Genomic DNA, 19853 nt, shown 5'->3' with positions numbered 1-19853 from the left:
CAGGCGGTGGCCCGGTACCTGGAACGATCCATGACTAGCAGGGCCGCAGACAGGGAGAACAGGACGATTCCGGACCCGGCCCGGCCCGGTCCCGGCGCGGCCGCCCTGCCGCAATGGATGACCGGGATCGGCTGCATCGTCCTGTCGCTGCCGCTGCTCGGCTGGCTGCTGGACCTGCCGGTGCTGCGGGGCTTCGGCGATTCCCATTATGCCGTCGCCCCGCTCAGCGCGATCAACGGCTGCAGCGTGACCCTGGCGGCGTTCCTCGCGGTCAGCGGCCATGCGCGGCTGGCGCGCCTCGCCGTCGCCCCGGCGGCGATACTGCTCAGCCTGATCACCTTCCAGTATCTCACCGGCGCCATCGCCATCGAGCGCCTGTTCTTCTTCGAGGCGGTGCAGCGCCTGGGCGTGCGCAACGACGGCCTCAGCCCGGGCGGCACGGTGGCGGTGCAGGCGCTAGGCGGGCTCGCCGCGCTTGCCGTCACCGTGGATCGCCGGATCTACCGCGTCATCGGCATCATCCTGGCGAGCGGAACGGTGGCGCTCACCCTGCTGGCGACGACTGCGCTCGTCAGCGAGCCGGGCGGCATCTCGCCAGCCTTTCTCGGGCGCTCGGCGATCTCGAGCGCGCTCGCCCTGCTCCCTGCCGCAGGGCTCATCCTCTACGCGATGCGGCACGAGCCCAATGAGCGCGGATGGCACCTGCTGGTGCGGCTGGCGCCGGCGGTCATCATCCTGCCCGCCATCCCCTCGCTGCTCGGCTTCGCGGCCTATCAGGCGGACCTGCTCGGCTTCGGCGCGGCCCAGTTCGTCGTGCTTGCCGCCAATGTCGTGATCCTGGCGGGCGTGCTGATGCGCGCGATCGGCCATGCCGACGCGCAGCGCCGGGCGCTGGCGATCCGCGAGGCGAAGCTGAGCGCGGTGCTGATGATGGTGCCCGACGCCGTGATCCTGATCGACGAGGAAGGCACGATCCTCGACTTCAGCCCCGCCGCCGAGCGCCTGTGGGGCTATCGCGCCGGGCAGGTCGTCGGCGAGACGGTCACTCTCCTCTCGCCGCCGGCGCATGCCGAGCGCACCCGCCAGGAACTGGCGGACCTGCGCGAGCGCGAGCTGGATCCATGGAACGCCGAGCCGCTCAGCGCCGTCGGGCTGCGCAGCGACGGCTCGCTCTTCCCGCTCGAGGCGCGCGCCGGCCGGGTGCAGGCGGAGGACATGGCGTGCCTGACCATCTTCGTGCGCGACATGTCGGCGCAGTTCGGCGTCGAGGATCAGGTCGCCCAGCTCAACGCCGAGCTTGCCCATCTCGCGCGCCAGAGCGCGATGGGCGAAGCCGCGGCCGATCTCGCGCATGAGCTCAACCAGCCGCTCACCGCTGCCGCCAACTATCTATCGGCCGCCGCCATGCTCGCACGGAGCACCGGGGCCGAGGGCCCGGGCACCGAGATGGTGGACCATGCCCGCGAGCAAGTTATGCAGGCCGGCGAGATCATCCGCCGCGTGCGCAGCTTCACCGAGCGCAACGACACCGAGCGGAGCGTGGAGCCGCTCCGCCCGATGATCGAGGACGCGGCCCGGCTCGTGCTGGTCGGATCGAGCCGCCTCGCCGCCCAGATCGACTGCGACGTCGCGCCGGACGGCCTGTGCGCCTTTGTCGACCGCATCCAGATCCAGCAGGTGCTGGTCAACCTGATGCGCAATGCCGTGGAAGCGTTGCGCGCGAGCGGGCAGCGGGATCCGCGCATCTGGGTCACCGCCCGGCAGGCCGACGGCCCCATGGTCGAGCTGCGCTGCCGCGACAATGGCCCCGGCCTTCCGCCCGAGACGCTCGCTCGCCTCTTCCAGCGCTTCTCCGCCAGCCGGACGAGCGAGGGCATGGGCATCGGCCTGTCGATCTCGAAGCGCATCATCGAGCTGCACGGCGGCGTCTTCTCCGCCGAGAACGCCCCCGGCGGCGGCGCCATCTTCACCTTCACCCTGCCGACCCTGGATCGCGAGGACCTGGCGAAAGACTGACGGCGAAATTGCCGAACCCCGCTTCCACCCGTCTGCGGTACCCGGTATATCCGCCGGGAAAGAGGGGGAATCATGCGGAACCTGTTTCTGGCGTCCTTGAGTGCGGCCTTGCTAGCATCCTGCAGCGGCGGCAATGGCGGCTCGACCCCCTCCCCGACCCCCACGCCCGCTCCGGTGAACCAGCCGCCCAGCTTCACCTCGGCCGCCGCCGTCAGCGTGCCCGAGAACACCAGCGGCACCATCTATACCGCCACCGCCACCGACCCGGAGGGCGCGCCGGTCACCTTCTCGTTGACCGGCGGCGACGACGTCTCGCTCTTCACGCTCACCGGCGCCAATCTGTCGTTCAAGACGCCCCCCGATTACGAAGCCCCGGCCGACCTCAATCACGACAATGTCTACCAGGTCGAGATCACCGCTTCGGACGGCACGAACAACGTGAAGCTGCTGCTCACCGTCACTGTCACCGATATCGGGCCGTCGGGCTATTCGCTCAAGGTGATGGGCCGGCCCTTCACCGGCGTCGATCGCCTCACCGCGGGCGCCATCGCCGAAGATGTCGGGGCTTACCGGTGCTATGATTATGCCAACGCCCGTTATGACGCGCGGCTGTGCAACAGCCTCGTCAGTGGCGGCGTCGGCACTTCCGACTTCTCCTATCAGGAGGAGCGCGGATTGCTCGGCTGGGCCCCGGCGCCGCGCGCCCCGGACTGGGCGGGCCTTGCCACCGACCGCTATACCGTTATCGTCTATACTGCGGCGAACGGCGATCTGATGGTCGTATGGGCCGCGATTCTCGACACGATCCTGCCTTCCACCAGGACTTCGATCCGGCCCATCCCGGGCCGCCCGCCGATCTGGCGAATCCCCAATACCGCCACGCGCAATCTCGGCGGCTGGGCGCAGTTCGGCCGCGACGGCTATCTCTACATCATGTTCGGCGACGGCACCGATTCGAGCCGCGCGCAGGATCCCAATTCGCCCTTCGGCAAGATCTGGCGGATCGATCCCTACAAGGATGACTATCCGGCCGATGCGGATCGCAATTTCGGCGCGCCCGCGACCGGCGGCATGCTCGCGGCGCTCGGGCTGCGCAGCCCCGACCGGTTCAGCATGGATGCCAACGGCAACATCATCCTCGGCGATCGCGGCGAAAGCGCGCGCGAGGAGATCAACGTCCTGCTCGCCGGCGAATCGAACGTGAATTTCGGCTGGCCCTATCGCGAGGGCAGCCTGGTCCGCCAGACGGGCGAGCCGGCGGGGCTGCGCGCACCGGCGATCGAGCTGGAGCACGGCACCGGCCCCGTGCAGTCGAACCGGATCGTATCGGGCGCGATCTATACCGGCAGCGCCGCGGCCATTCGCGATCAATATGTCTTCGGCGACACCAGCGGGAAGCTGTGGATGATACCGGCCGCCAGGCTCCTGCTCGGCCATCTTACCGGCGCCGACCTCACCCGGACCGAGGAATTGCTGTTCTCAAGGGGGCATCCGCTCGAGAATCTGGTCTCGATCGTCGGCTCTTCCACCCTGACCCTGACCGACGATTCCGGCCTCTATTACGCACTCAGCGCGCCCTAGGGCGGACCGGCGGGCGGGGCAATGAGCCCCGCTCGCGCGGCGCCGCGGGTGCCGCCGAGCCGACAAGTTGCGACAATTTCGCCCCCCGGCCGAGAAACCTTCGCGACAGGTGCCGCCTATCCCTTTCCCCACCCAGACGTCACTGGGGCGGAGAAAAGGCATGAAGAGACTCAAGCTCGCCGCGCTGCTCGCTGCTGGCGCGATCACGTTCGGCGGAGGCGCCGCAATGGCCGCCCCGGCGCAGCAGGACCAGGCGGCACCCACGGCCCAGACCGCGCGTCGCCCTCATCACAATCCGATGGACGCCAACAAGGACGGCATGATCAGCCGCGACGAGTGGATGAAGGCCGCCGCCGCGCGCTTCGATCGCTTCGACGTCAACAAGGACGGCAAGATCTCGCGCCAGGAACTGCGCTTCGGCCGGTTCGAGGAACGCATGCACCGCCGCCATCGCCATGGCTGGCAGCATGGCGGACCGCATCGCGGCCCCGGCTTCGGGCCCGGCCGCGAAGGCCCGGGCGGCCCCAATGGCCCGCATCGCCGCTTCGGCCCGCCGCCGCCCCCGCCGTCGGGACAGCCCGCGGCGCCGGCCACCCCGGCCCCCGGCAACTGAGCGGTCAGTCGATCGCGACCGGATCGAAGCGCCCGTGGAGCGCTCCCCCCTCCACGGCGCGCCAGGCGGTGACGGTATCGCCCCCGACGATCAGCCAGAGCTTGCCGTCGGGGGCAGCCATCGCCGCATCGGTGACCGATGGGGCCGCGTCGCCGCTCGGATGCGAATGCCAATAGCCCTGAAGCTTCGGCCCACCCCCGCGCTCGGCTCGAAGCGCTGCGAACAGCGCGGCAGGATCGATCTCGAAATGCCTATCCGGCGCTTCGTCCACATTTTCAACAGCTTGATAGCTGGTGATTGCGCTGTCCCAACCGAACAGCAATCCACACGCCTCAAGCGGCGCGGCAAGGACGGCTTCCCGTCGGATCGCATCGAGCACGGCCATGGGAATTCGAAGGTGCATCGGCGTCCACGATAGGACATGGCCCGGCGCTCGTCATCCGGGGCGGAGCTTTGCACGCCAGGACGCGATCGGGGTGGGCGAGGCCGGTCTTTTCTAAACCACCCCTCGCCCTTCCTTGCCGGGAGGGGAATGTTGAATGCCAACATGCCTCAGGGATTCCAACATCTTGACAGGACACCGAAACCCGCGGAAATCTGTCGGATACCGATCGGTACAGATCTTGAAATCGCGAACCTCGTCCCCATCTAAGGTCAAACATGAATCCGGGGGTTTCCATCATCGAGGCACGTATCGCGGACACAGCCGATGGCTGGCGTCTGGATCGTGCGCTCGCCGACGCGGTGCCGACGCTGTCGCGCGAACGGCTGAAGGCGCTGATTTCCTCAGGCGCGGTCACCGGTCCGCAGGGGCTGGTGCGCGATCCGGCAAGGAAGGCGCCGGCCGGCACGCTGTTCAGCGTCGCGGTGCCCGAGCCCGAGCCGGCGCACAACGAAGCGCAGGAGATTCCGCTCAAGGTGGTGTTCGAGGACGAGCATCTGATCGTGATCGACAAGCAGGCCGGGCTGGTCGTCCATCCGGCGGCAGGCAATCTCGACGGGACGCTGGTCAACGCGCTGCTCCACCATTGCCGGGGCTCGCTCTCGGGCATCGGCGGCGTGGCGCGGCCGGGGATCGTCCACCGGATCGACAAGGACACGTCGGGCCTGATGGTCGCGGCGAAGACCGACCGCGCGCACGAAGGATTGGCGAAACAGTTCAAGTCCCATTCAATTGACCGGCGCTATCGTGCGATCGTGTCAGGACTTTTGAGACTATCCGAAGGTACGGTGGATGCGCCGCTCGCGCGTTCGCCGCACAATCGCAAGAAGGTCGCGATCGTGAAGAACGGGAAGCGCGCCGTCACGCATTGGCGCAAGCTTCGCGAACTTCAGGACGCGACATTGGTCGAATGCCGGCTGGAAACGGGCCGTACCCATCAGGTGCGTGTCCATATGGCTTCTTTGGGCCATCCGCTGGTCGGCGATCCGGTCTATGGCAGTGTCCGCAAGGGGCACCGTCAACTTCTGGAAACCTTGAATTTCCGGCGCCAGGCCTTGCACGCGGCCCATCTGGGGTTCATTCACCCCATCGATAGCACCGCTTTGGCGTTCGAAAGCGAAATCCCTGCCGATATGCAGGAACTGTTCGATAACCTCATCGTATGATTTCAGGCGGCGCTGGCCTCGGCCACGCGCGCCCTTTAAGTGAAAGGGAGAAATGATCATGGCAAGCGGAAGCAACGTCCCGGCGACGATCCCCGCGCTTGGTGGTGAGGCCAGCCTCAACCGCTATCTGGCCGAGATCAAGAAGTTTCCGATCCTGAGCCCCGAGCAGGAGTTCATGCTCGCCAAGCGCTTCCAGGAGCATGGCGACACCGATGCCGCGGCCCAGCTGGTCACGTCGCACCTGCGCCTCGTGGCGAAGATCGCCATGGGCTATCGCGGCTATGGCCTGCCCGTCTCCGAGCTGATCTCGGAAGGCAATATCGGCCTGATGCAGGGCGTGAAGAAGTTCGAGCCCGATCGGGGCTTCCGCCTGGCGACCTATGCCATGTGGTGGATCCGCGCCTCGATCCAGGAATTCATCCTGCGCAGCTGGTCGCTCGTGAAGATGGGCACCACCGCGGCGCAGAAGAAGCTGTTCTTCAACCTGCGCCGGATGAAGGCCAAGCTCGACGCGTTCGAGGATGGCGACCTTTCCCCCGAGCATGTCGCCAAGATCGCCACCGATCTGGGCGTCACCGAGGAGGAAGTCACTTCGATGAACCGCCGCATGGCGATGGGCGGCGACACGTCGCTCAACGTGCCGATGCGCGAGGATGGCGAGGGCCAGTGGCAGGATTGGCTCGCCGACGAGGACCAGCTCCAGGACGAGCGCGTCGCCGAGGCCCAGGAAGCCACCGTCCGCCACGAGATGCTCGTGTCGGCGATGGAGGACCTCAACGAGCGCGAGCGGCACATCCTGACCGAGCGCCGCCTGACCGACGATCCCAAGACGCTCGAGGAGCTGTCGCAGGTCTATGACGTCAGCCGCGAACGCGTCCGTCAGATCGAAGTGCGCGCGTTCGAGAAGCTGCAAAAGGCGATGATGCGCATCGCCGGCGAGAAGCGCCTGCTGACCGCCTGACGAGCGCCATGGGGGATCAGGATCGCGATACCGGCGCGGAGCCTCCGCGCCAGCCAGAGGCGCCGGCGGACATCCCGCCGGCGCCTTCCGCATCCGCGCCGCGTCCGCGCGACTGGACGCCGCGCGCGACCACGGCGCAGCAGCCCCCCGGGCTGGGCGCGCCGCCGATGCCGGATCTCCGCCCGCTGGGTGAGGAGGCCGACCCTTTCGCGTCTCGCGGCGAGGCGCCTCCACGAGCTTCTCCCCGGCCCTCGCCGGGGAAGGAAGAGCGTGCACCCAAGCCCCGCAAGCCCCTGCTCCGCCGCATCGCGTTCTGGATCCTGAAGGCCATCCTGCTCTTCCTGGCCGTCTCGATCGGCATGGTGGTGATCTACAAGTTCGTGCCGCCGCCGATCACCTGGACCCAGATCGGCGACATCTTCGAAGGGCATGGCGTCACCAAGCGCTGGATGCCGATCTCGCGCATCGATTCCAACATGACGCGCGCCGCGATCGCCGCCGAGGATGCCCGCTTCTGCACCCATCACGGCTTCGACCTCACGGCGATCGAGCAGGCCTATGCCCGCAACCAGAAGGGCGGCCGCATCCGCGGCGGCTCGACGATCAGCCAGCAGACCGCGAAGAACGTCTTCCTGTTCCAGGGCGGCGGCTATGCCCGCAAGGCGCTGGAAGCCTATTTCACTGTCCTGATCGAGAATATCTGGGGCAAGCGGCGGATCATGGAAGTCTATCTCAACGTCGCGGAGACCGGGATCGGCACCTATGGCGTCAATGCCGGCGCGATGCGCTATTTCAAGCACGACGCCTCACGCCTGTCCCCTCGCGAGGCCGCCCAGATCGCCGCGGTCCTTCCCCTTCCCAAGAAGCGCGCCGGCATCGATCCGCGTGGCTTCACGCGCCGTTACGGAAACGCGATAACCGCCCGGATCGGCACCGTGCGCGGTGACGGGCTGGACGATTGCGTCCGCTGATGCCGGAGAGGGAGATGCCGCCGATCCGCATCGCCGCCGCGCTGATCGACGACGGCGCGGGCCGCATGCTGCTGGTCCGGAAAACCGGGACTTCGGCCTATATGCAGGCCGGCGGCAAGATCGAGCCCGGCGAGACGCCGCTCGACGCGCTGCGCCGCGAGCTGGCCGAGGAGATCGGCCTGGTCCCGGTCGAGGAGCCCGCCTATGTCGGCCGCTTCCAGGCCTCCGCCGCCAACGAGCCGGGCCGCGTGGTGGAGGCGGAGCTGTTCCACCTCACCGCCGCGCACCGGCCCGCCGCCGCGGCGGAAATCGCCGAGGCGCTATGGGTGCCGATCGCCGAGGCCGAGGCGCTGCCGCTCGCCCCGATGACCCACACCCATGTGCTGCCGATCGCCCTGAAACTGCTGGACTGACCCCATCCCTCCCCGAGCTCGTCTGAGGGAGGAATGAAAAGTCACTGGATCTTGTTCGCGGCGCTCTTCGCCGCGTCGCCGACATCCTTGGCCGCATCGCCCACCTTGTCGGCAGCGGTGCTGACTGCATCGGTCTTCGCATCCTCGCGGCTATTCTGGTTGAACAGATAGATGGCGCCGACCACCACCGCGATCAGCAGCGCCAGCCCGATCAACAGGCCACCGCCGCCACCGCGGCGCTCGATCACCACCGTGCTGCCTTCCCTCTCGGTGACGCGCTCGGCAGTCACGCCGTCGCTGCGCTCGGTTACGCGTTCGACCATTGCACTCCTCCTCGAACTTGCCCGTCAGCAACCGAGAAGGCGTTGGAATGGTTCCAAAAATCAGAAGGGCAGCTTGAAGCCCGGCGGGAGCGGCAGGCCGCTCGTCATCTTCGACATCGCCTCCTGCGAAGCCGCGTCGGCCTTGGCCCGGGCATCGTTGAACGCAGCCGCGAGCAGATCCTCGAGCATGCCCTTCTCGGCCGGGTTGAGCAGCGAATCGTCGATCTGGATGCCGATGATCCGGCCCTTGGCCGAAGCCTGGACCTTGATCAGGCCGCCACCCGAGGCGCCTTCCACTTCGATCTTGTCGAGATCGGCCTGCGCCTTGGTCAGCTCGGCCTGGACGTTCTGCGCCATGGCCATGATGTCTTCGAGACTCTTCATAGATACTTCCTAACTTCCAGTCTTGCTCCAGCCGATCAGCTCGGCATCGGGAAAGGCTTCCATCGCGGCGGCGACCATCGGCGAGGCCAGCACGGCATCGCGCTCGGCCTGCTCGCTCGCCGCCTGCTCCTCGCGCAGCGTCATCGCCTGGGCGGGCACGTCGACGCATAGCAGCTTCCAGTTGGTGCCGGTCAGCTCCTTCAGCGCTGCCCCCAGCTCCTTGAGGAAATCGAACGGCAGCGGCCGCGCGGCGGCGAACTCCACCTCGGTGCCCGCGAAGCGCACCGGGCGGAGATAGTCGCGCACCTGGGTGGCGAGCTGGAAGCGGCGCTTCTCCTCGAGATAATCGGCGAGCTGGCCCAGGCTGGTGGGCATCGCCGAGCCGTTCGGTCCCGCCGCTGCGGGCGCCGCGCCACCCGAGATGGTGACGCTGCCACTGGCGATCTGGCGGGCGAGCTCGCCAGGATCGGGCAGTTGCGAGGCATGGATGACCCGCAGCAGCGCCATTTCGGCCGCTTCGATCGGCAGCACCGCCCGCGCCACTTCGTCATGCCCGCGCAGTACCAGCTGCCACAGCCGGTGGAGCGCCGGGAAGCTCAGTCCCGCCGCCCAGCGCTCGAGCGCCTTCAGCTCCTCGGCCGACTGGCCCGAACTGGCATCGGTGCCGAGCTTGGCAAGGGTGACGGCGTGCACCGTCTCCAGCAGCGTGCGCAGCACCGCCTGGGGATCGACGCCAAGGTCGTACTGTCCCCGCAGCGACGCCAGCGTGCCGGGGGCATCGCCCTCCAGCAGCAGCCCGAACAGCGTGCGGATCGCCCCCCGGTCCGACAGGCCCAGCATCTGCCGCACCGCTTCGGCCTTCACGCCCTCGCCTTCCAGGCCGGCATGCGCGATCGCCTGGTCGAGGATCGAAAGCCCGTCGCGCGCCGATCCCTCGGCGGCGCGGGCGATCAGCGCCAGCGCCTCGGGCTCCGCCTCGAAGCCCTCGGCCTGGGTCACCCTGGCGAAATGCTCGGCGAGCAGCTCGGCCGGGATGCGGCGCAGGTCGAAGCGCTGGCAACGCGACAGCACCGTCACCGGCACCTTGTTCACCTCGGTGGTGGCGAACAGGAACTTCACATGCGCCGGCGGCTCCTCCAGCGTCTTGAGCAGCGCGTTGAACGCGCTTTTCGAGAGCATATGGACTTCGTCGATGATGTAGATCTTGTAGCGCGCCGAGACGGCCGAATAGCGCGATGCCTCGATGATCTCGCGCACGTCGTCGACGCCGGTATGGCTCGCGGCGTCCATCTCGATCACGTCGATATGGCGGCCCTCGGCGATCGCCCGGCAGGGCTCGCACACGCCGCAGGGATCGATCGTCGGCCCGCCCTGCCCGTCCGGCCCGATGCAGTTGAGCGCCTTGGCGATCAGCCGCGCGGTCGACGTCTTGCCGACGCCGCGCACGCCGGTGAGCAGGAAGGCATGCGCCAGCCGGTCGCGCTTGATCGCATTGCCCAGCGTGGTGACCATCGCATCCTGGCCGATCAGCTCGGAAAAGGTCTGCGGCCGGTATTTGCGCGCCAGCACGCGATACGCCCCAGAATTACCTGAGCCGCGCGGCTGCGGAGGTTCGTCGAGGCCAAGCAGGGAATCGGACATCGGTTCCTATCTAGCGCGCCACATTGGCGATTGCGACCACCACGCCTATGACGTCGCGCAAAAGGGGGAGTGCCATGACGCTATCGTACGCGGCCGCCGCGCTGGCCGCCGGAGCCTCGCTCATCGCCGGGGCCAACGCGCGGCAAGTGGCGCCGAAGCCAGATCTGATGGCCGCGATCGACGCGATGCCGCTCGATCGCCTGTGCACCACCGAACAGGCACTGGGCTATCGCTTCGGAGCGATCGATTATCCGCCCAGCGTGATCCAGACGCCCGGAATCGAGCGCCACAAGCTCGACGCGGCCGCCGCGCCGTTCGAGACGGCCTCGTTCACCGGCTCCAAATGGTCGGCCCGCTATGTCGGCGCGATCTATACCTTCGCCGCCGGCGACAAGCAGACGGCGCTAGCGGCGATCCAGCGCATCGCGAAGCGCTTCCGCCAGCGCGGCTGGGTCGAGCGCCAAGGCGGCATCGAGGAAGACGGTCCGATCATCGACTATCCGCCCGGCCCCGGCGAAGTGAATTTCTATTCGCGCGCCGAGGCGATGCGCGGCCCCAGCCGCCAGGGCGTGCGGGCCAGCCTGCGCTATCTCGGTTCGGAGGTCAGCTTCGCCTGCGAGGACATGGCGATGGTAGAGACGCACGCCCGCGAAGTGTTCGGCGACCTGCCGCCGGGCACGCCCCGACCGGCGGCACCGACAGCCCCGCGCCCCAAGGCGCTCGATCCCGCCCTGTGCGCAACGGCGGAAGGACGCGCCGGCATCGACGCGGCCACCAACCTCCGCACCCAGGATGCGCTCACCCGGTTCATCGTCGAGCGCATGAACTACCGGGAGCGGATCGTCGTCTGGAAGACCGATCGGCTCGAGAAATCGGGCAAGGTCTCGAAGGCGCGGATGCTGGAGCTCGCTACCTCCGGCTTCGGCGGCAAGCTGGCGGGCAACCCGTTCGCGGGGCTGAACATCGTGATGGAGATGCTCAAGTTCGCCGAGAAGGCCGAGGACCTCAGGGCGGCAGGCGATCCGGCCGGCGCCTGTCGCGCCACGCTGCAGGCGATAGGCGGCATCGAGAAGGTCGAAACGGTGACCGCGGCGCAATGGGCCGGCATGGAAAGCGCTATCGATGCGGAGGCCACGCGACTGGGCATCAGCCTGGACTGACGCGCGCCGCTTCCACCGAATCCACCGCCATGGCGGAAACGGCGCCGTCGCCATGTCGAGCGACCAGCGGCCGAGGACAGGTGGCGCTTCGAAGGCGCGGTGGGAGCCGGAACGACCCGCAGCGAAATCGTTGTGGCTGCTTCCTTCCGGATCTGACCAGGTTGGCGACGACTGCGTCCGCCCGACTCCCGCGGCGCATATGGGCAAAGTCAGGCGGTTAGGCAAGGGCGGGAACGCAGATGCGCTCCCGCCCGAAACCCTTGGCGTCCGAAACCCTTAGCGGACGCGCACCTTGCGGCACACGCGCTGGCGATGGCCATGGTGCCACTTGGTCTTGCACACGGTGCGCCACTTCGGGCGCTTGTGGTGCGGACGGTGGTGCTGGATGTCCGCCTTGCCGGCGATCGCCGGTGCCGCCGGGGCAGCGGCGGCATTGGCGGCCGGGATGGCGAGGGTCGCGGCAGCGGCGGCCGCGAGGATCGGAAGCAGTTTCATATCTTCTCTCTCCTGCTTGCGGGGGAAAGAGCCCCCCGATGTCGGAAACCGGAACGATCGTTTCGGTTCCATGCCGGATCCTGAAATTGAACCGATTTCGACAGGCTGAACGGATCGCTCAGCAAGGAGTCATCCGAAATCCCCGGCAATATGCCTCAGCGCCCCTGCATGTCGCGGTGCCCGGCTGGCATGTGCACCACCAGCCCGTCCAGGTCCGGCGTGAGCAGGATCTGGCAGGCGAGCCGGCTGGTCCGCACCGCGCCCACCGCCAGGTCGAGCATGTCTTCCTCTTCCTCCGCGGCGCGGGGCAGCCGGGCGAAATATTCCGGGTCGACGATCACATGGCAGGTCGAGCAGGCCATCTGCCCCTCGCATGTGCCTTCCAGCGGCTGGCCGTCATTCTGCGCCACTTCGAGCAGGCGCAATCCCGCCTCCGCCGTCACTTCGTGCCGGTCGCGCCCATCGGCGCTGACGAAGGTGACGCGGATCATGCCGCGCGGCTCTGGAGCCGGGCGGCGGCGACGATCCGGTCGATCGCGTGGAGCAGCGCGTCCTCGGTGGTGTAGCGCCCGAAGCCGATGCGGATGCTCGCGCGGGCCTCGACATCGGAGAGGCCGATCGCCTCGAGGACATGGCTCGGCCGCCCCGATCCGCTCGCACAGGCCGATCCGGCGGAAAAGGCGATGTCGCGCAGGTCCGACATCAGCCGGGCGACGTCCAGCCCGTCATGACGCAGGTTGAGATTGCCCGGATAGCGATCTCCCTGCGCGCCGTTCAGCACCCAGTCGCCCGGGATGCGCGCCAGCGCCGCGCGGAAGAGCTGCTCGGCATGGGCATGATCGGCGCCGAAGCGCTGCTTGGCGAGCCGGGCGGCCGCGCCGAACCCCGCGCACAGCGCCGGCGAGAGCGTGCCCGAGCGGCCCGCCGGCTCCTGCCCGCCACCATGCAGCAGCGGCTCCAGCGTCACGCCGTCACGGATCCACAGCGCGCCCACGCCCTTGGGCCCGTGGACCTTGTGCGCCGAGACCGCGATCAGGTCGCAGCCATCGGGGATGCGCACCCGGCCATAGCCCTGCACCGCGTCGCACAGGAACAGCGCGCCGGCGGCATGCGCGAGGTGCGCCAGCTCCTCGACCGGCTGGATCACGCCGATCTCGTTGTTGACCAGCATCGCCGCGACCAGGCCGACGCCCGGCCGGATCGCCGCCCGTGCGGCGGCGAGGTCGACCAGCCCTTCGGTGCCCACCGGCAGCACGACGACGTCCCTGCCCCCGCGCCCCGCGGCCGCCACGGTGTCGAGCACGGCAGCATGCTCGGTGGCGATCGTCACGATCCCGCCGCCCGTGCCCTTGATCGCCCAGTTGAGCGCCTCGGTCGCGCCGCTGGTGAAGCTCACCGTCCCGCCCGGCGGGAGCAGCGCGGCAACATCGTCACGCGCCGCCTCCACCGCCGCCCGGGCCGCCCGGCCCGGGGCATGGGCGGAGTGCGGATTGGCGAACTGGGTCTCCAGCTGGGGCAGCATCGCGGCCAGCGCCTCGGGCGCGAGCGGGGTGGTCGCCTGATAGTCGAGATAGGTCATGCGGCCCTGTTTCTGGCCTCGATCGCGATCCGGCGCCAGAGCGTCGTGAAGGCATCCACCTCCGCTTCGGTGGTGCCGCGCCCGAAACTCACCCGCACCACTTCGCGCAATGCCGGCTCCTCCCAGCCCATCGCGGTGAGGACATGGCTGGGCCGCATGCTGCCCGAGGAACAGGCGCTTCCGGCCGAGACCGCGATGCCGGCCAGATCGAAGCGGATCAGTTGCGCGGCAGCGGAGACGCCCGGCATCCGATAGGCCCCGATCAGCGGGCTGCGCGGACGGTGCGCGGCCACCGGATCGCCACCCGCCGCGACGATCGCCGCCTCCAGCCGAGCCCGCAGCGCCGCCATTCGCGCCAGATCCTCCGGCAGCTGGACGGCCGCCGCATAGCCCAGCGCGCCGGGGAGATTCTCCGTGCCCGCGCGATAGCCCTTTTCCTGCCCGCCCATCGGCAGCAGCACGCCGAAGTCGCGCACCAGCAGCGCGCCGATCCCGGGCGGGCCGCCGCGCTTGTGCGCGGACACCGCGACAAGATCGGCATGGCGCAGCACCGCATCGTCGGCGCGCGCGGGCATCTGCGCGGCGTCGACCAGCAGGATGGCACCCGCGGCGTGCACGATGTCCGCGATCTCGGCGATCGGCTGGCACACGCCGGTCTCGCTGTTCGCCCATTGCACGCCGACGAGCGCGCGTGGCCCGGCCGCCAGCGCGGCGTGCAGCGCGTCGAGGTCCAGGATCCCGTCGCGGTCGACGGGCAGCACCTGCGCGCCCTCCGCATGGCGCAGCACCGAATCATGCTCGACCGCGCTGATCAGCCGGCGCGGCGCCATCGAGCGGCCAAGCGCCATCTGCAGCGATTCGCTGGCGCCGCCGGTGAAGATCAGCTCGTGCGCCCAGCCATAGGCGGCGGCGGCGTCGCTGCGCGCCTTCTCCAGCGCGGCGCGGGCGGCCCGGCCCTCGGCATGGGGCGAGCTCGGGTTCGCCCAATGGCGCATCCCCGCCTCCACCGCCGCCAGCGCCTGGGGCAGCATCGGAGTGGTCGCGGCATGGTCCAGATAGATGCGGTCGGCCAAGCGAATCTCGTTGTAATTGCGCAAAGGCGCGCGCTGCCTATATAGCGCCCAACGCACCGCGCTCCACCGCGCGCCTCCAATTCAAAGCAGGTCTGCCTTGCCCGAAGTCATCTTTCCCGGCCCCGAGGGGCGCCTCGAAGGCCGTTTCGCTCCCGCTCCCAAGCCGCGCGCGCCGGTCGCCATGATCCTCCATCCGCATCCCAATGCGGGTGGCACGATGAACAATCGCATCGTCCAGGAAGTCTACAAGACCTTCCAGCGCCGCGGCTTCGCGACGCTGCGCTTCAACTTCCGCGGCGTCGGCAAGAGTCAGGGCACCTTCGACAACGGCATCGGCGAGCTGTCCGACGCCGCGTCCGCGCTCGACTGGGTGCAGAGCTTCCATCCGGAGGCGAGCAGCACCTGGGTTGCCGGCTTCGGCTTCGGCGCCTGGATCGGCATGCAGCTGCTGATGCGCCGCCCGGAGATTCGCGGCTTCATCTCGATCGCGCCGCCGGCGAACATGTTCGACTTCACTTTCCTCGCCCCCTGCCCCTCCTCGGGCATCATCATCCAGGGCGAGAATGACGAGGTGGTCACGCCGGGCGCCGTGCAGAAGCTGGTCGACAAGCTGCGCACCCAGAAGCACATCACCATCCATCACGACACCATCCCGAGCGCGAACCACTTCTTCGAGCACGAGATGGACGACCTGATGAAGAGCGTCGACCGCTATCTCGACATGCGGCTCGACCCCAACTCGCCGATCCGCTGATTCCCGCGCCCCGTCACCCCGGCGAAAGCCGGGGTCCCTGGCGGCCAGGCTGAGAACTCAAACAAACATTTGATATTCCTTCGTCATCCCGGCCTTGAGCCGGGATCCCGCTTCCGCTTGCGCTGACGAGATAGCGGGACTTCGGCTCAAGGCCGGGGTGACGAAGGAAGAATATGAGCCTCCATAGCGCAGGCTCGTGGCACGAGATCCCGGCTTGCCGCCGGGATGACGGCTTATTTCTTCAGCTTCCCCGCCCCGCCCGCGAGCATCGCGGCGGTCGCCTCGACCGCGCTGCGATAGGCTTCCTGGAACTCGGCGCTCCAATATTTGAGCTGGTCGAGCGGGATCGGCTCGCCGCTCACCGCGCACAGCACATAGCTGCCGGGGCGCAGGATATCGAACTCGGGCGTGTCGTAGTGGATCTGGGCGGGGCCGTTCATGCCGCCTATCTAGGGATGCGAGCGCCCGCGTCCAACACTCGGCGCGCCAGAACCGAGTCGATCCACCGATCCACCACCGCCGTCGCCGGATAGCCGGGATCGCCCAGCGCGCGGTTGATCTCCATATGGCCGCGCAGCCCCTGGCCCGCAAAGCCCTCCACCGTCACCCGCGCGCCGGCGGCCGCGAGCGCACGCCCCAGCGCTTCGGACTGGCGCGTGCCGTCCGCCCGCGCCACATGCAGGATCAGGAAGTCCCGGGCATTGGGCGCGGCGGCCTGCAAGGTCGGCGAGAGCGCGCGCTGGCGGGCGGGATCGCGGCCGAACGCGGCATCATAGGTGCCGCCCATGATCCGCGGGCCATCGGCCATCTGCGTGGGCACGTCATAGGCAGCACCGTCGAGCAGCACGACGCCGGCCAGCTTGTCGAGGCCCCAGCCCGCCTTGCGCAGATAGGCGGGATCGGTCGCGACCAGCGCGGCCAGATGCGCGCCCGCGCTGTGCCCCATCACCACGATCTTGCCCGGATCCACGCCCAGCGCGCCGGCGTGTCCCGCCAGATAGGCCAGCGAATCGGCGACGTCCTGCGCCTGCTGCTCCACCGTCGCGCCCGGCACGAGCCGGTAGTTGACGCTGGCGAAGGCGAAGCCGCGCCCGGTGAAATGCGCAATTTTCGCCGCGCCGGTGGCATTACCCTTGTCGCCCCGTTGCCAGCCACCGCCATGGATGAACACCACCAGCGGCGCCGCATCCCCCGCACCCCTGTAGAAATCGAGCCTCTGCAGCTGCGCTGCGCCATAGGCGATCTCGCGCGGCGGCGCGGATTGCGCGGACGCGGGCATGGCGGCGAGCAGGAACGGCAGCAGGATCAGAGACTTGCGCATCACGCACCTCATCGACCGGGCAAGCGCAGGATATGCAGGCGCTGCGGGAGCGTCCAACGATCTTGTGTAACGAGATGTGTCAGCGGCCATGGGCTGGGGGTGAACGCACTCGATCGCCCTGCTTACCCCGCCATCGCGGGGATGACGGCATCCAGTGATCGGGGCGCGACCCTGGGCCGCCCCGCGGAACCACCTTCAGATCCGCAGGATCAGCAGGTTGCCGAGGATCACGAACGCGCAGATCCACATCAGGATCGCCTTGGTGCGGTCCGCCCGGAATTGTTTCCACCCGCCCCAGACGAGCGCCCCCATGGCGATCACCGCGATGCTGAGCCAGAGCGGCTCGAGGCCTGGATCAGGCATCAGCCGGCAATCAGCCAGACGAACAATGCGCTCGCCCCGATCACGCCGCCGAACAGCGCGATCATCCGGGGGTCGCCGCGATAGGCGATGCGCAGCACGCCCCAGAGGAAATAACCGAGCGCCCGCGCGCCGACGCTCATGACGTTCGCGATCACGGCGCCGAGGCGGCTGGCCACCGGGTCAGTCTTTCCCGGCAAGGACTTGGGCATAGGCATCGGGATCGGCATTGCCCCCGGAAAGGATCACGAGCAAGCCCGGCTTCACGTCCAGCTTGCCCGCGAGCAGCGCCGCCAGCGCCACTGCCCCGCCCGGCTCCACCACCACCCGCAGCTTCGCCGCGGCCCAGCGCTGCGCCACGCGCACTTCCGCCTCGCTCACCGCCAGCCCGGTCGCGCCGCGCCGCGACAGCACGTCGAAGGTGAGCGGCGAGACGCGTGTGGTCTGCAGCGCGTCGCACGCCGTGGGCGGCGGATTCTCTCCCACCGGCTCGATCCATCCCGCATCGAGGCTGCGGCGCATATCGTCCCAGCCCTCGGGCTCGACGGTGACGATCTCCGCATCGGGCAGCGCGAGCGCCAGGCCCGCCGCCAGCCCGCCGCCGCCGCAGGGCACCAGCACATGCGTGAAGTCGGGCAGCCGGGCCTCGACGATCTGGGTCATCGCCTCGATCCCGGCGCTCCCCTGCCCCTCGATGATCCAGGGATCGTCGAAGCTCGGCACCAAGGTGGCGCCACGGGCATGGGCGAGATGCGCGGCGATCTTCTCGCGGCTCTCGGTCATCCGGTCATAGGACACGATCTCCGCCCCCATCGCCAGCGTCGCGTCGCGCTTCACCCTGGGCGCGTCCGCGGGCATCACGATCACCGCCGGGATGCCCAGCCGCTTCGCCGCCCAGGCGACTCCCTGCGCATGATTGCCCGAAGAAAAGGCGACCACGCCCCGCTCGCGTGCCGGATCGTCCAGCGCGGTGAGCCGATGCCAGGCACCGCGGATCTTGAATGCACCGATCGGCTGCAGGCACTCGGCCTTGAAGCACACCGGCACCCCGCGAATTTCCTGAACGAACAAAGGGGTTTGCGGAAGGATTTCGGCGACCTTGGAAGCCGCGTCGCGAACGCCCGCGCGTGTCGGTTGTCGCACAATTGTCACAATTCACCCCCGCCGTGAAATTCCAGGCCTCGAATCACTTTACACCCCGATCCAACGTCCTTATGTGCCGCCTTCCGCTGCCCCATGGGACTTCCAACCGCAAGGCAGCTTTTGTCAACGATCGCCGTAAGGCACTTGGAGGTCCCTTGAGTTGCACCAGCATCATCGCGCGCTGGGGTTAGCGCCCCTCTCGACCGCCGGCTCCTCCGTGACCGGCATCGACATCGCCAGGCAGGGTCCGGTTCAGCCGGTCACGCTCGTCCGTCCGCATGCCGCGGCACGGGCCGCCCAGTTCTTCGTCGAGAAGTTCCCGGGCAAGGCCATGTATGCCGTGAAGGCGAATCCTTCGCCCGAACTGCTGCAGATCCTGTGGGACAACGGCATCACCACCTATGACGTGGCGTCGATCGGCGAAGTGCGCCTGGTCGCGCGCACGCTGCCCGAAGCCACGCTCTGCTTCATGCACCCGGTCAAGGCCGAGGAAGCGATCGAAGAGGCGTACTTCACCCACGGCGTCCGCACCTTCTCGCTCGACAGCATCGAGGAGCTGGAGAAGATCGTCCGCGCCACCAGCCGCGATGGCGTGCCCGCGACCGACCTCACGCTGTGCGTCCGCATGCGCGTTTCGTCGGATCATTCGAAGCTCAGCCTCGCCTCGAAATTCGGCGTCGGCCCGGGTGAATCGAAGGAGCTGCTGATGGCGGCCCGCCAGGTGGCGGACGCGCTCGGCATCTGCTTCCATGTCGGCTCGCAGGCGATGTCGCCGGATGCGTATTCCAATGCGATGGAGCGCGTGCGCGCGGCGATCGTCGAGGCCGGCGTGACCGTGGACGTGATCGACGTCGGCGGCGGCTTCCCCTCGACCTATCCGGGCATGGAGCCGCCGCCGCTCGAACTGTATTTCGAGACGATCCACCGCGCGTTCGAGAGCCTGCCGATCTCCTATTCGGCCGAGCTCTGGGCCGAGCCGGGCCGTGCGCTGTGCGCCGAGTACAGCTCGATCGTGGTGCGCGTGGAGCGCCGCCGCGGCGCCGAGCTGTACATCAATGACGGTGCCTATGGCGCGCTGTTCGACGCCGCGCATATCGACTGGAAGTTCCCGGTCGAGCTGCTGCGCGAGCCCGAATCGAACGCCAAGCATGTCGAGTTCAGCTTCTACGGCCCGACCTGCGACGATCTCGATTACATGAAGGGCCCGTTCCTTCTGCCGGCCGACACCCGTTCGGGCGATTATTTCGAGATCGGCATGCTCGGCGCCTATGGCTCGGCGATGCGCACCGCGTTCAACGGCTTCGGCACCGACGCGACCGTCATCGTCTCGGACGAACCGATGGCCTCGATGTATGTCGAGCTTTCGGAACGCCAGCCGGCCTGGAACGTCGTCAAGCTGTAACGCAACGCACGCTACTACCTCGTCGCCCCGGCCTTGAGCCAGGGTCCCGCTGCCT

23 protein-coding genes and 1 other RNA gene are annotated in these 19853 nt (G+C 68.4%); 10 read left to right on the top strand and 14 right to left on the bottom strand.

Translation table 11 applies throughout. The annotated features are described in order from the left end of the window. Window positions 1-30: 30 nt before the first annotated feature. The 3 genes from ACIQCS_RS06535 to ACIQCS_RS06525 all read left to right on the top strand — a co-directional run bounded on the left by ACIQCS_RS06535 (window position 31) and on the right by ACIQCS_RS06525 (window position 4210). A complete protein-coding gene (locus ACIQCS_RS06535) occupies window positions 31-2016 on the top strand; it encodes an ATP-binding protein (protein WP_345851221.1) in 1986 nt (661 codons plus the stop codon). Between the two features lie 72 nt (window positions 2017-2088). Beyond that, complete coding sequence (locus ACIQCS_RS06530) at window positions 2089-3597, top strand: PQQ-dependent sugar dehydrogenase (protein WP_401530367.1); 1509 nt, start codon at window positions 2089-2091, stop codon at window positions 3595-3597. Window positions 3598-3757: 160 nt separating this feature from the next. Further along, window positions 3758-4210 carry a hypothetical protein gene (locus ACIQCS_RS06525; protein WP_345851219.1) on the top strand — a complete coding sequence of 151 codons (453 nt, stop codon included), beginning with the start codon at window positions 3758-3760 and terminating at the stop codon, window positions 4208-4210. A 4-nt stretch (window positions 4211-4214) separates the two neighbouring features. On the opposite strand, the gene ACIQCS_RS06520 is transcribed toward ACIQCS_RS06525, so the two are convergent. Then, a complete protein-coding gene (locus ACIQCS_RS06520; RefSeq protein WP_345851218.1) occupies window positions 4215-4595 on the bottom strand; it encodes a M67 family metallopeptidase in 381 nt (126 codons plus the stop codon). 275 nt (window positions 4596-4870) lie between these two features. Here ACIQCS_RS06520 and ACIQCS_RS06515 point away from each other — a divergent pair, with 275 nt between their 5' ends. The 4 genes from ACIQCS_RS06515 (at window position 4871) to ACIQCS_RS06500 (ending at window position 8163) form a co-directional block, all read left to right on the top strand. Continuing rightward, window positions 4871-5818, top strand: a complete 948-nt coding sequence (locus ACIQCS_RS06515) for an RluA family pseudouridine synthase (protein WP_280278579.1) — start codon at window positions 4871-4873, stop codon at window positions 5816-5818. Between the two features lie 58 nt (window positions 5819-5876). Beyond that, window positions 5877-6779, top strand: coding sequence for an RNA polymerase sigma factor RpoH (rpoH, locus tag ACIQCS_RS06510; protein WP_086129404.1), 903 nt, complete (start codon window positions 5877-5879; stop codon window positions 6777-6779). A 167-nt stretch (window positions 6780-6946) separates the two neighbouring features. Further along, entirely contained in the window at window positions 6947-7750 is an 804-nt protein-coding gene (mtgA, locus tag ACIQCS_RS06505; RefSeq protein WP_345852084.1) for a monofunctional biosynthetic peptidoglycan transglycosylase, read from the top strand. Between the two features lie 14 nt (window positions 7751-7764). Further along, entirely contained in the window at window positions 7765-8163 is a 399-nt protein-coding gene (locus tag ACIQCS_RS06500) for an NUDIX domain-containing protein (protein WP_401530363.1), read from the top strand. Window positions 8164-8204: 41 nt separating this feature from the next. Here ACIQCS_RS06500 and ACIQCS_RS06495 read toward each other — a convergent pair whose 3' ends face one another. The 3 genes from ACIQCS_RS06495 to ACIQCS_RS06485 are packed head-to-tail and all read right to left on the bottom strand — an operon-like array spanning window position 8205 to window position 10511. Further along, complete coding sequence (locus ACIQCS_RS06495; protein WP_345851215.1) at window positions 8205-8486, bottom strand: hypothetical protein; 282 nt, start codon at window positions 8484-8486, stop codon at window positions 8205-8207. 60 nt (window positions 8487-8546) lie between these two features. Then, on the bottom strand, window positions 8547-8870 hold the full coding sequence (locus ACIQCS_RS06490) for a YbaB/EbfC family nucleoid-associated protein (RefSeq protein WP_280278576.1): 324 nt from the start codon (window positions 8868-8870) through the stop codon (window positions 8547-8549). Window positions 8871-8879: 9 nt separating this feature from the next. After that, the gene (locus ACIQCS_RS06485) at window positions 8880-10511 is read right to left on the bottom strand and encodes a DNA polymerase III subunit gamma/tau (protein ID WP_345851213.1); all 1632 of its coding nucleotides are present in this window, start codon (window positions 10509-10511) and stop codon (window positions 8880-8882) included. Between the two features lie 74 nt (window positions 10512-10585). Between ACIQCS_RS06485 and ACIQCS_RS06480 the strand changes: the two genes are divergently transcribed. Further along, a complete protein-coding gene (locus ACIQCS_RS06480; RefSeq protein WP_345851212.1) occupies window positions 10586-11671 on the top strand; it encodes a hypothetical protein in 1086 nt (361 codons plus the stop codon). Between the two features lie 95 nt (window positions 11672-11766). Here the strand turns inward: ACIQCS_RS06480 and ffs are convergent. The 5 genes from ffs to ACIQCS_RS06455 all read right to left on the bottom strand — a co-directional run bounded on the left by ffs (window position 11767) and on the right by ACIQCS_RS06455 (window position 14818). Further along, window positions 11767-11864, bottom strand: an RNA gene (gene ffs / locus ACIQCS_RS06475) — signal recognition particle sRNA small type. 83 nt (window positions 11865-11947) lie between these two features. Then, window positions 11948-12166 carry a hypothetical protein gene (locus ACIQCS_RS06470; RefSeq protein WP_086129082.1) on the bottom strand — a complete coding sequence of 73 codons (219 nt, stop codon included), beginning with the start codon at window positions 12164-12166 and terminating at the stop codon, window positions 11948-11950. 155 nt (window positions 12167-12321) lie between these two features. After that, window positions 12322-12657, bottom strand: coding sequence for a 2Fe-2S iron-sulfur cluster-binding protein (locus tag ACIQCS_RS06465; protein WP_345851210.1), 336 nt, complete (start codon window positions 12655-12657; stop codon window positions 12322-12324). Next, window positions 12654-13745 carry a cysteine desulfurase family protein gene (locus ACIQCS_RS06460; RefSeq protein ID WP_345851209.1) on the bottom strand — a complete coding sequence of 364 codons (1092 nt, stop codon included), beginning with the start codon at window positions 13743-13745 and terminating at the stop codon, window positions 12654-12656. Before ACIQCS_RS06460 ends, ACIQCS_RS06465 begins: the two co-directional genes overlap by 4 nt. After that, window positions 13742-14818 (bottom strand): aminotransferase class V-fold PLP-dependent enzyme, encoded by a 1077-nt coding sequence (locus ACIQCS_RS06455; RefSeq protein ID WP_345851208.1) that lies wholly within the window; start codon window positions 14816-14818, stop codon window positions 13742-13744. The genes ACIQCS_RS06460 and ACIQCS_RS06455 overlap by 4 nt, the downstream gene beginning before the upstream one ends. A 97-nt stretch (window positions 14819-14915) precedes the next feature. Between ACIQCS_RS06455 and ACIQCS_RS06450 the strand changes: the two genes are divergently transcribed. Next, on the top strand, window positions 14916-15572 hold the full coding sequence (locus tag ACIQCS_RS06450; RefSeq protein WP_086129079.1) for an alpha/beta hydrolase: 657 nt from the start codon (window positions 14916-14918) through the stop codon (window positions 15570-15572). A gap of 233 nt (window positions 15573-15805) precedes the next feature. On the opposite strand, the gene ACIQCS_RS06445 is transcribed toward ACIQCS_RS06450, so the two are convergent. The 5 genes from ACIQCS_RS06445 to ACIQCS_RS06425 all read right to left on the bottom strand — a co-directional run bounded on the left by ACIQCS_RS06445 (window position 15806) and on the right by ACIQCS_RS06425 (window position 18405). Further along, window positions 15806-16012, bottom strand: a complete 207-nt coding sequence (locus tag ACIQCS_RS06445) for a DUF2093 domain-containing protein (RefSeq protein WP_345851206.1) — start codon at window positions 16010-16012, stop codon at window positions 15806-15808. Window positions 16013-16017: 5 nt separating this feature from the next. Beyond that, entirely contained in the window at window positions 16018-16893 is an 876-nt protein-coding gene (locus ACIQCS_RS06440) for an alpha/beta hydrolase (protein ID WP_345851205.1), read from the bottom strand. Window positions 16894-17088: 195 nt separating this feature from the next. Beyond that, complete coding sequence (locus tag ACIQCS_RS06435) at window positions 17089-17256, bottom strand: hypothetical protein (RefSeq protein ID WP_345851203.1); 168 nt, start codon at window positions 17254-17256, stop codon at window positions 17089-17091. Further along, window positions 17256-17432: a hypothetical protein gene (locus ACIQCS_RS06430; protein WP_345851201.1), complete on the bottom strand. Its 177-nt coding sequence runs from the start codon at window positions 17430-17432 to the stop codon at window positions 17256-17258. Before ACIQCS_RS06430 ends, ACIQCS_RS06435 begins: the two co-directional genes overlap by 1 nt. 4 nt (window positions 17433-17436) lie before the next feature. Then, complete coding sequence (locus tag ACIQCS_RS06425; RefSeq protein WP_345851200.1) at window positions 17437-18405, bottom strand: pyridoxal-phosphate dependent enzyme; 969 nt, start codon at window positions 18403-18405, stop codon at window positions 17437-17439. Window positions 18406-18556: 151 nt separating this feature from the next. Here ACIQCS_RS06425 and ACIQCS_RS06420 point away from each other — a divergent pair, with 151 nt between their 5' ends. After that, complete coding sequence (locus ACIQCS_RS06420; protein ID WP_345851199.1) at window positions 18557-19798, top strand: type III PLP-dependent enzyme; 1242 nt, start codon at window positions 18557-18559, stop codon at window positions 19796-19798. The last annotated feature ends 55 nt before the right edge of the window (window positions 19799-19853 follow it).

Origin of the sequence: Sphingomonas sp. NPDC092440, from assembly GCF_044754985.1 — a bacterium.
Classification (GTDB): domain Bacteria; phylum Pseudomonadota; class Alphaproteobacteria; order Sphingomonadales; family Sphingomonadaceae; genus Sphingomonas.
Note: the sequence above shows the minus strand (reverse complement) of the source record. Positions and strands in the feature narration are given on the sequence as shown.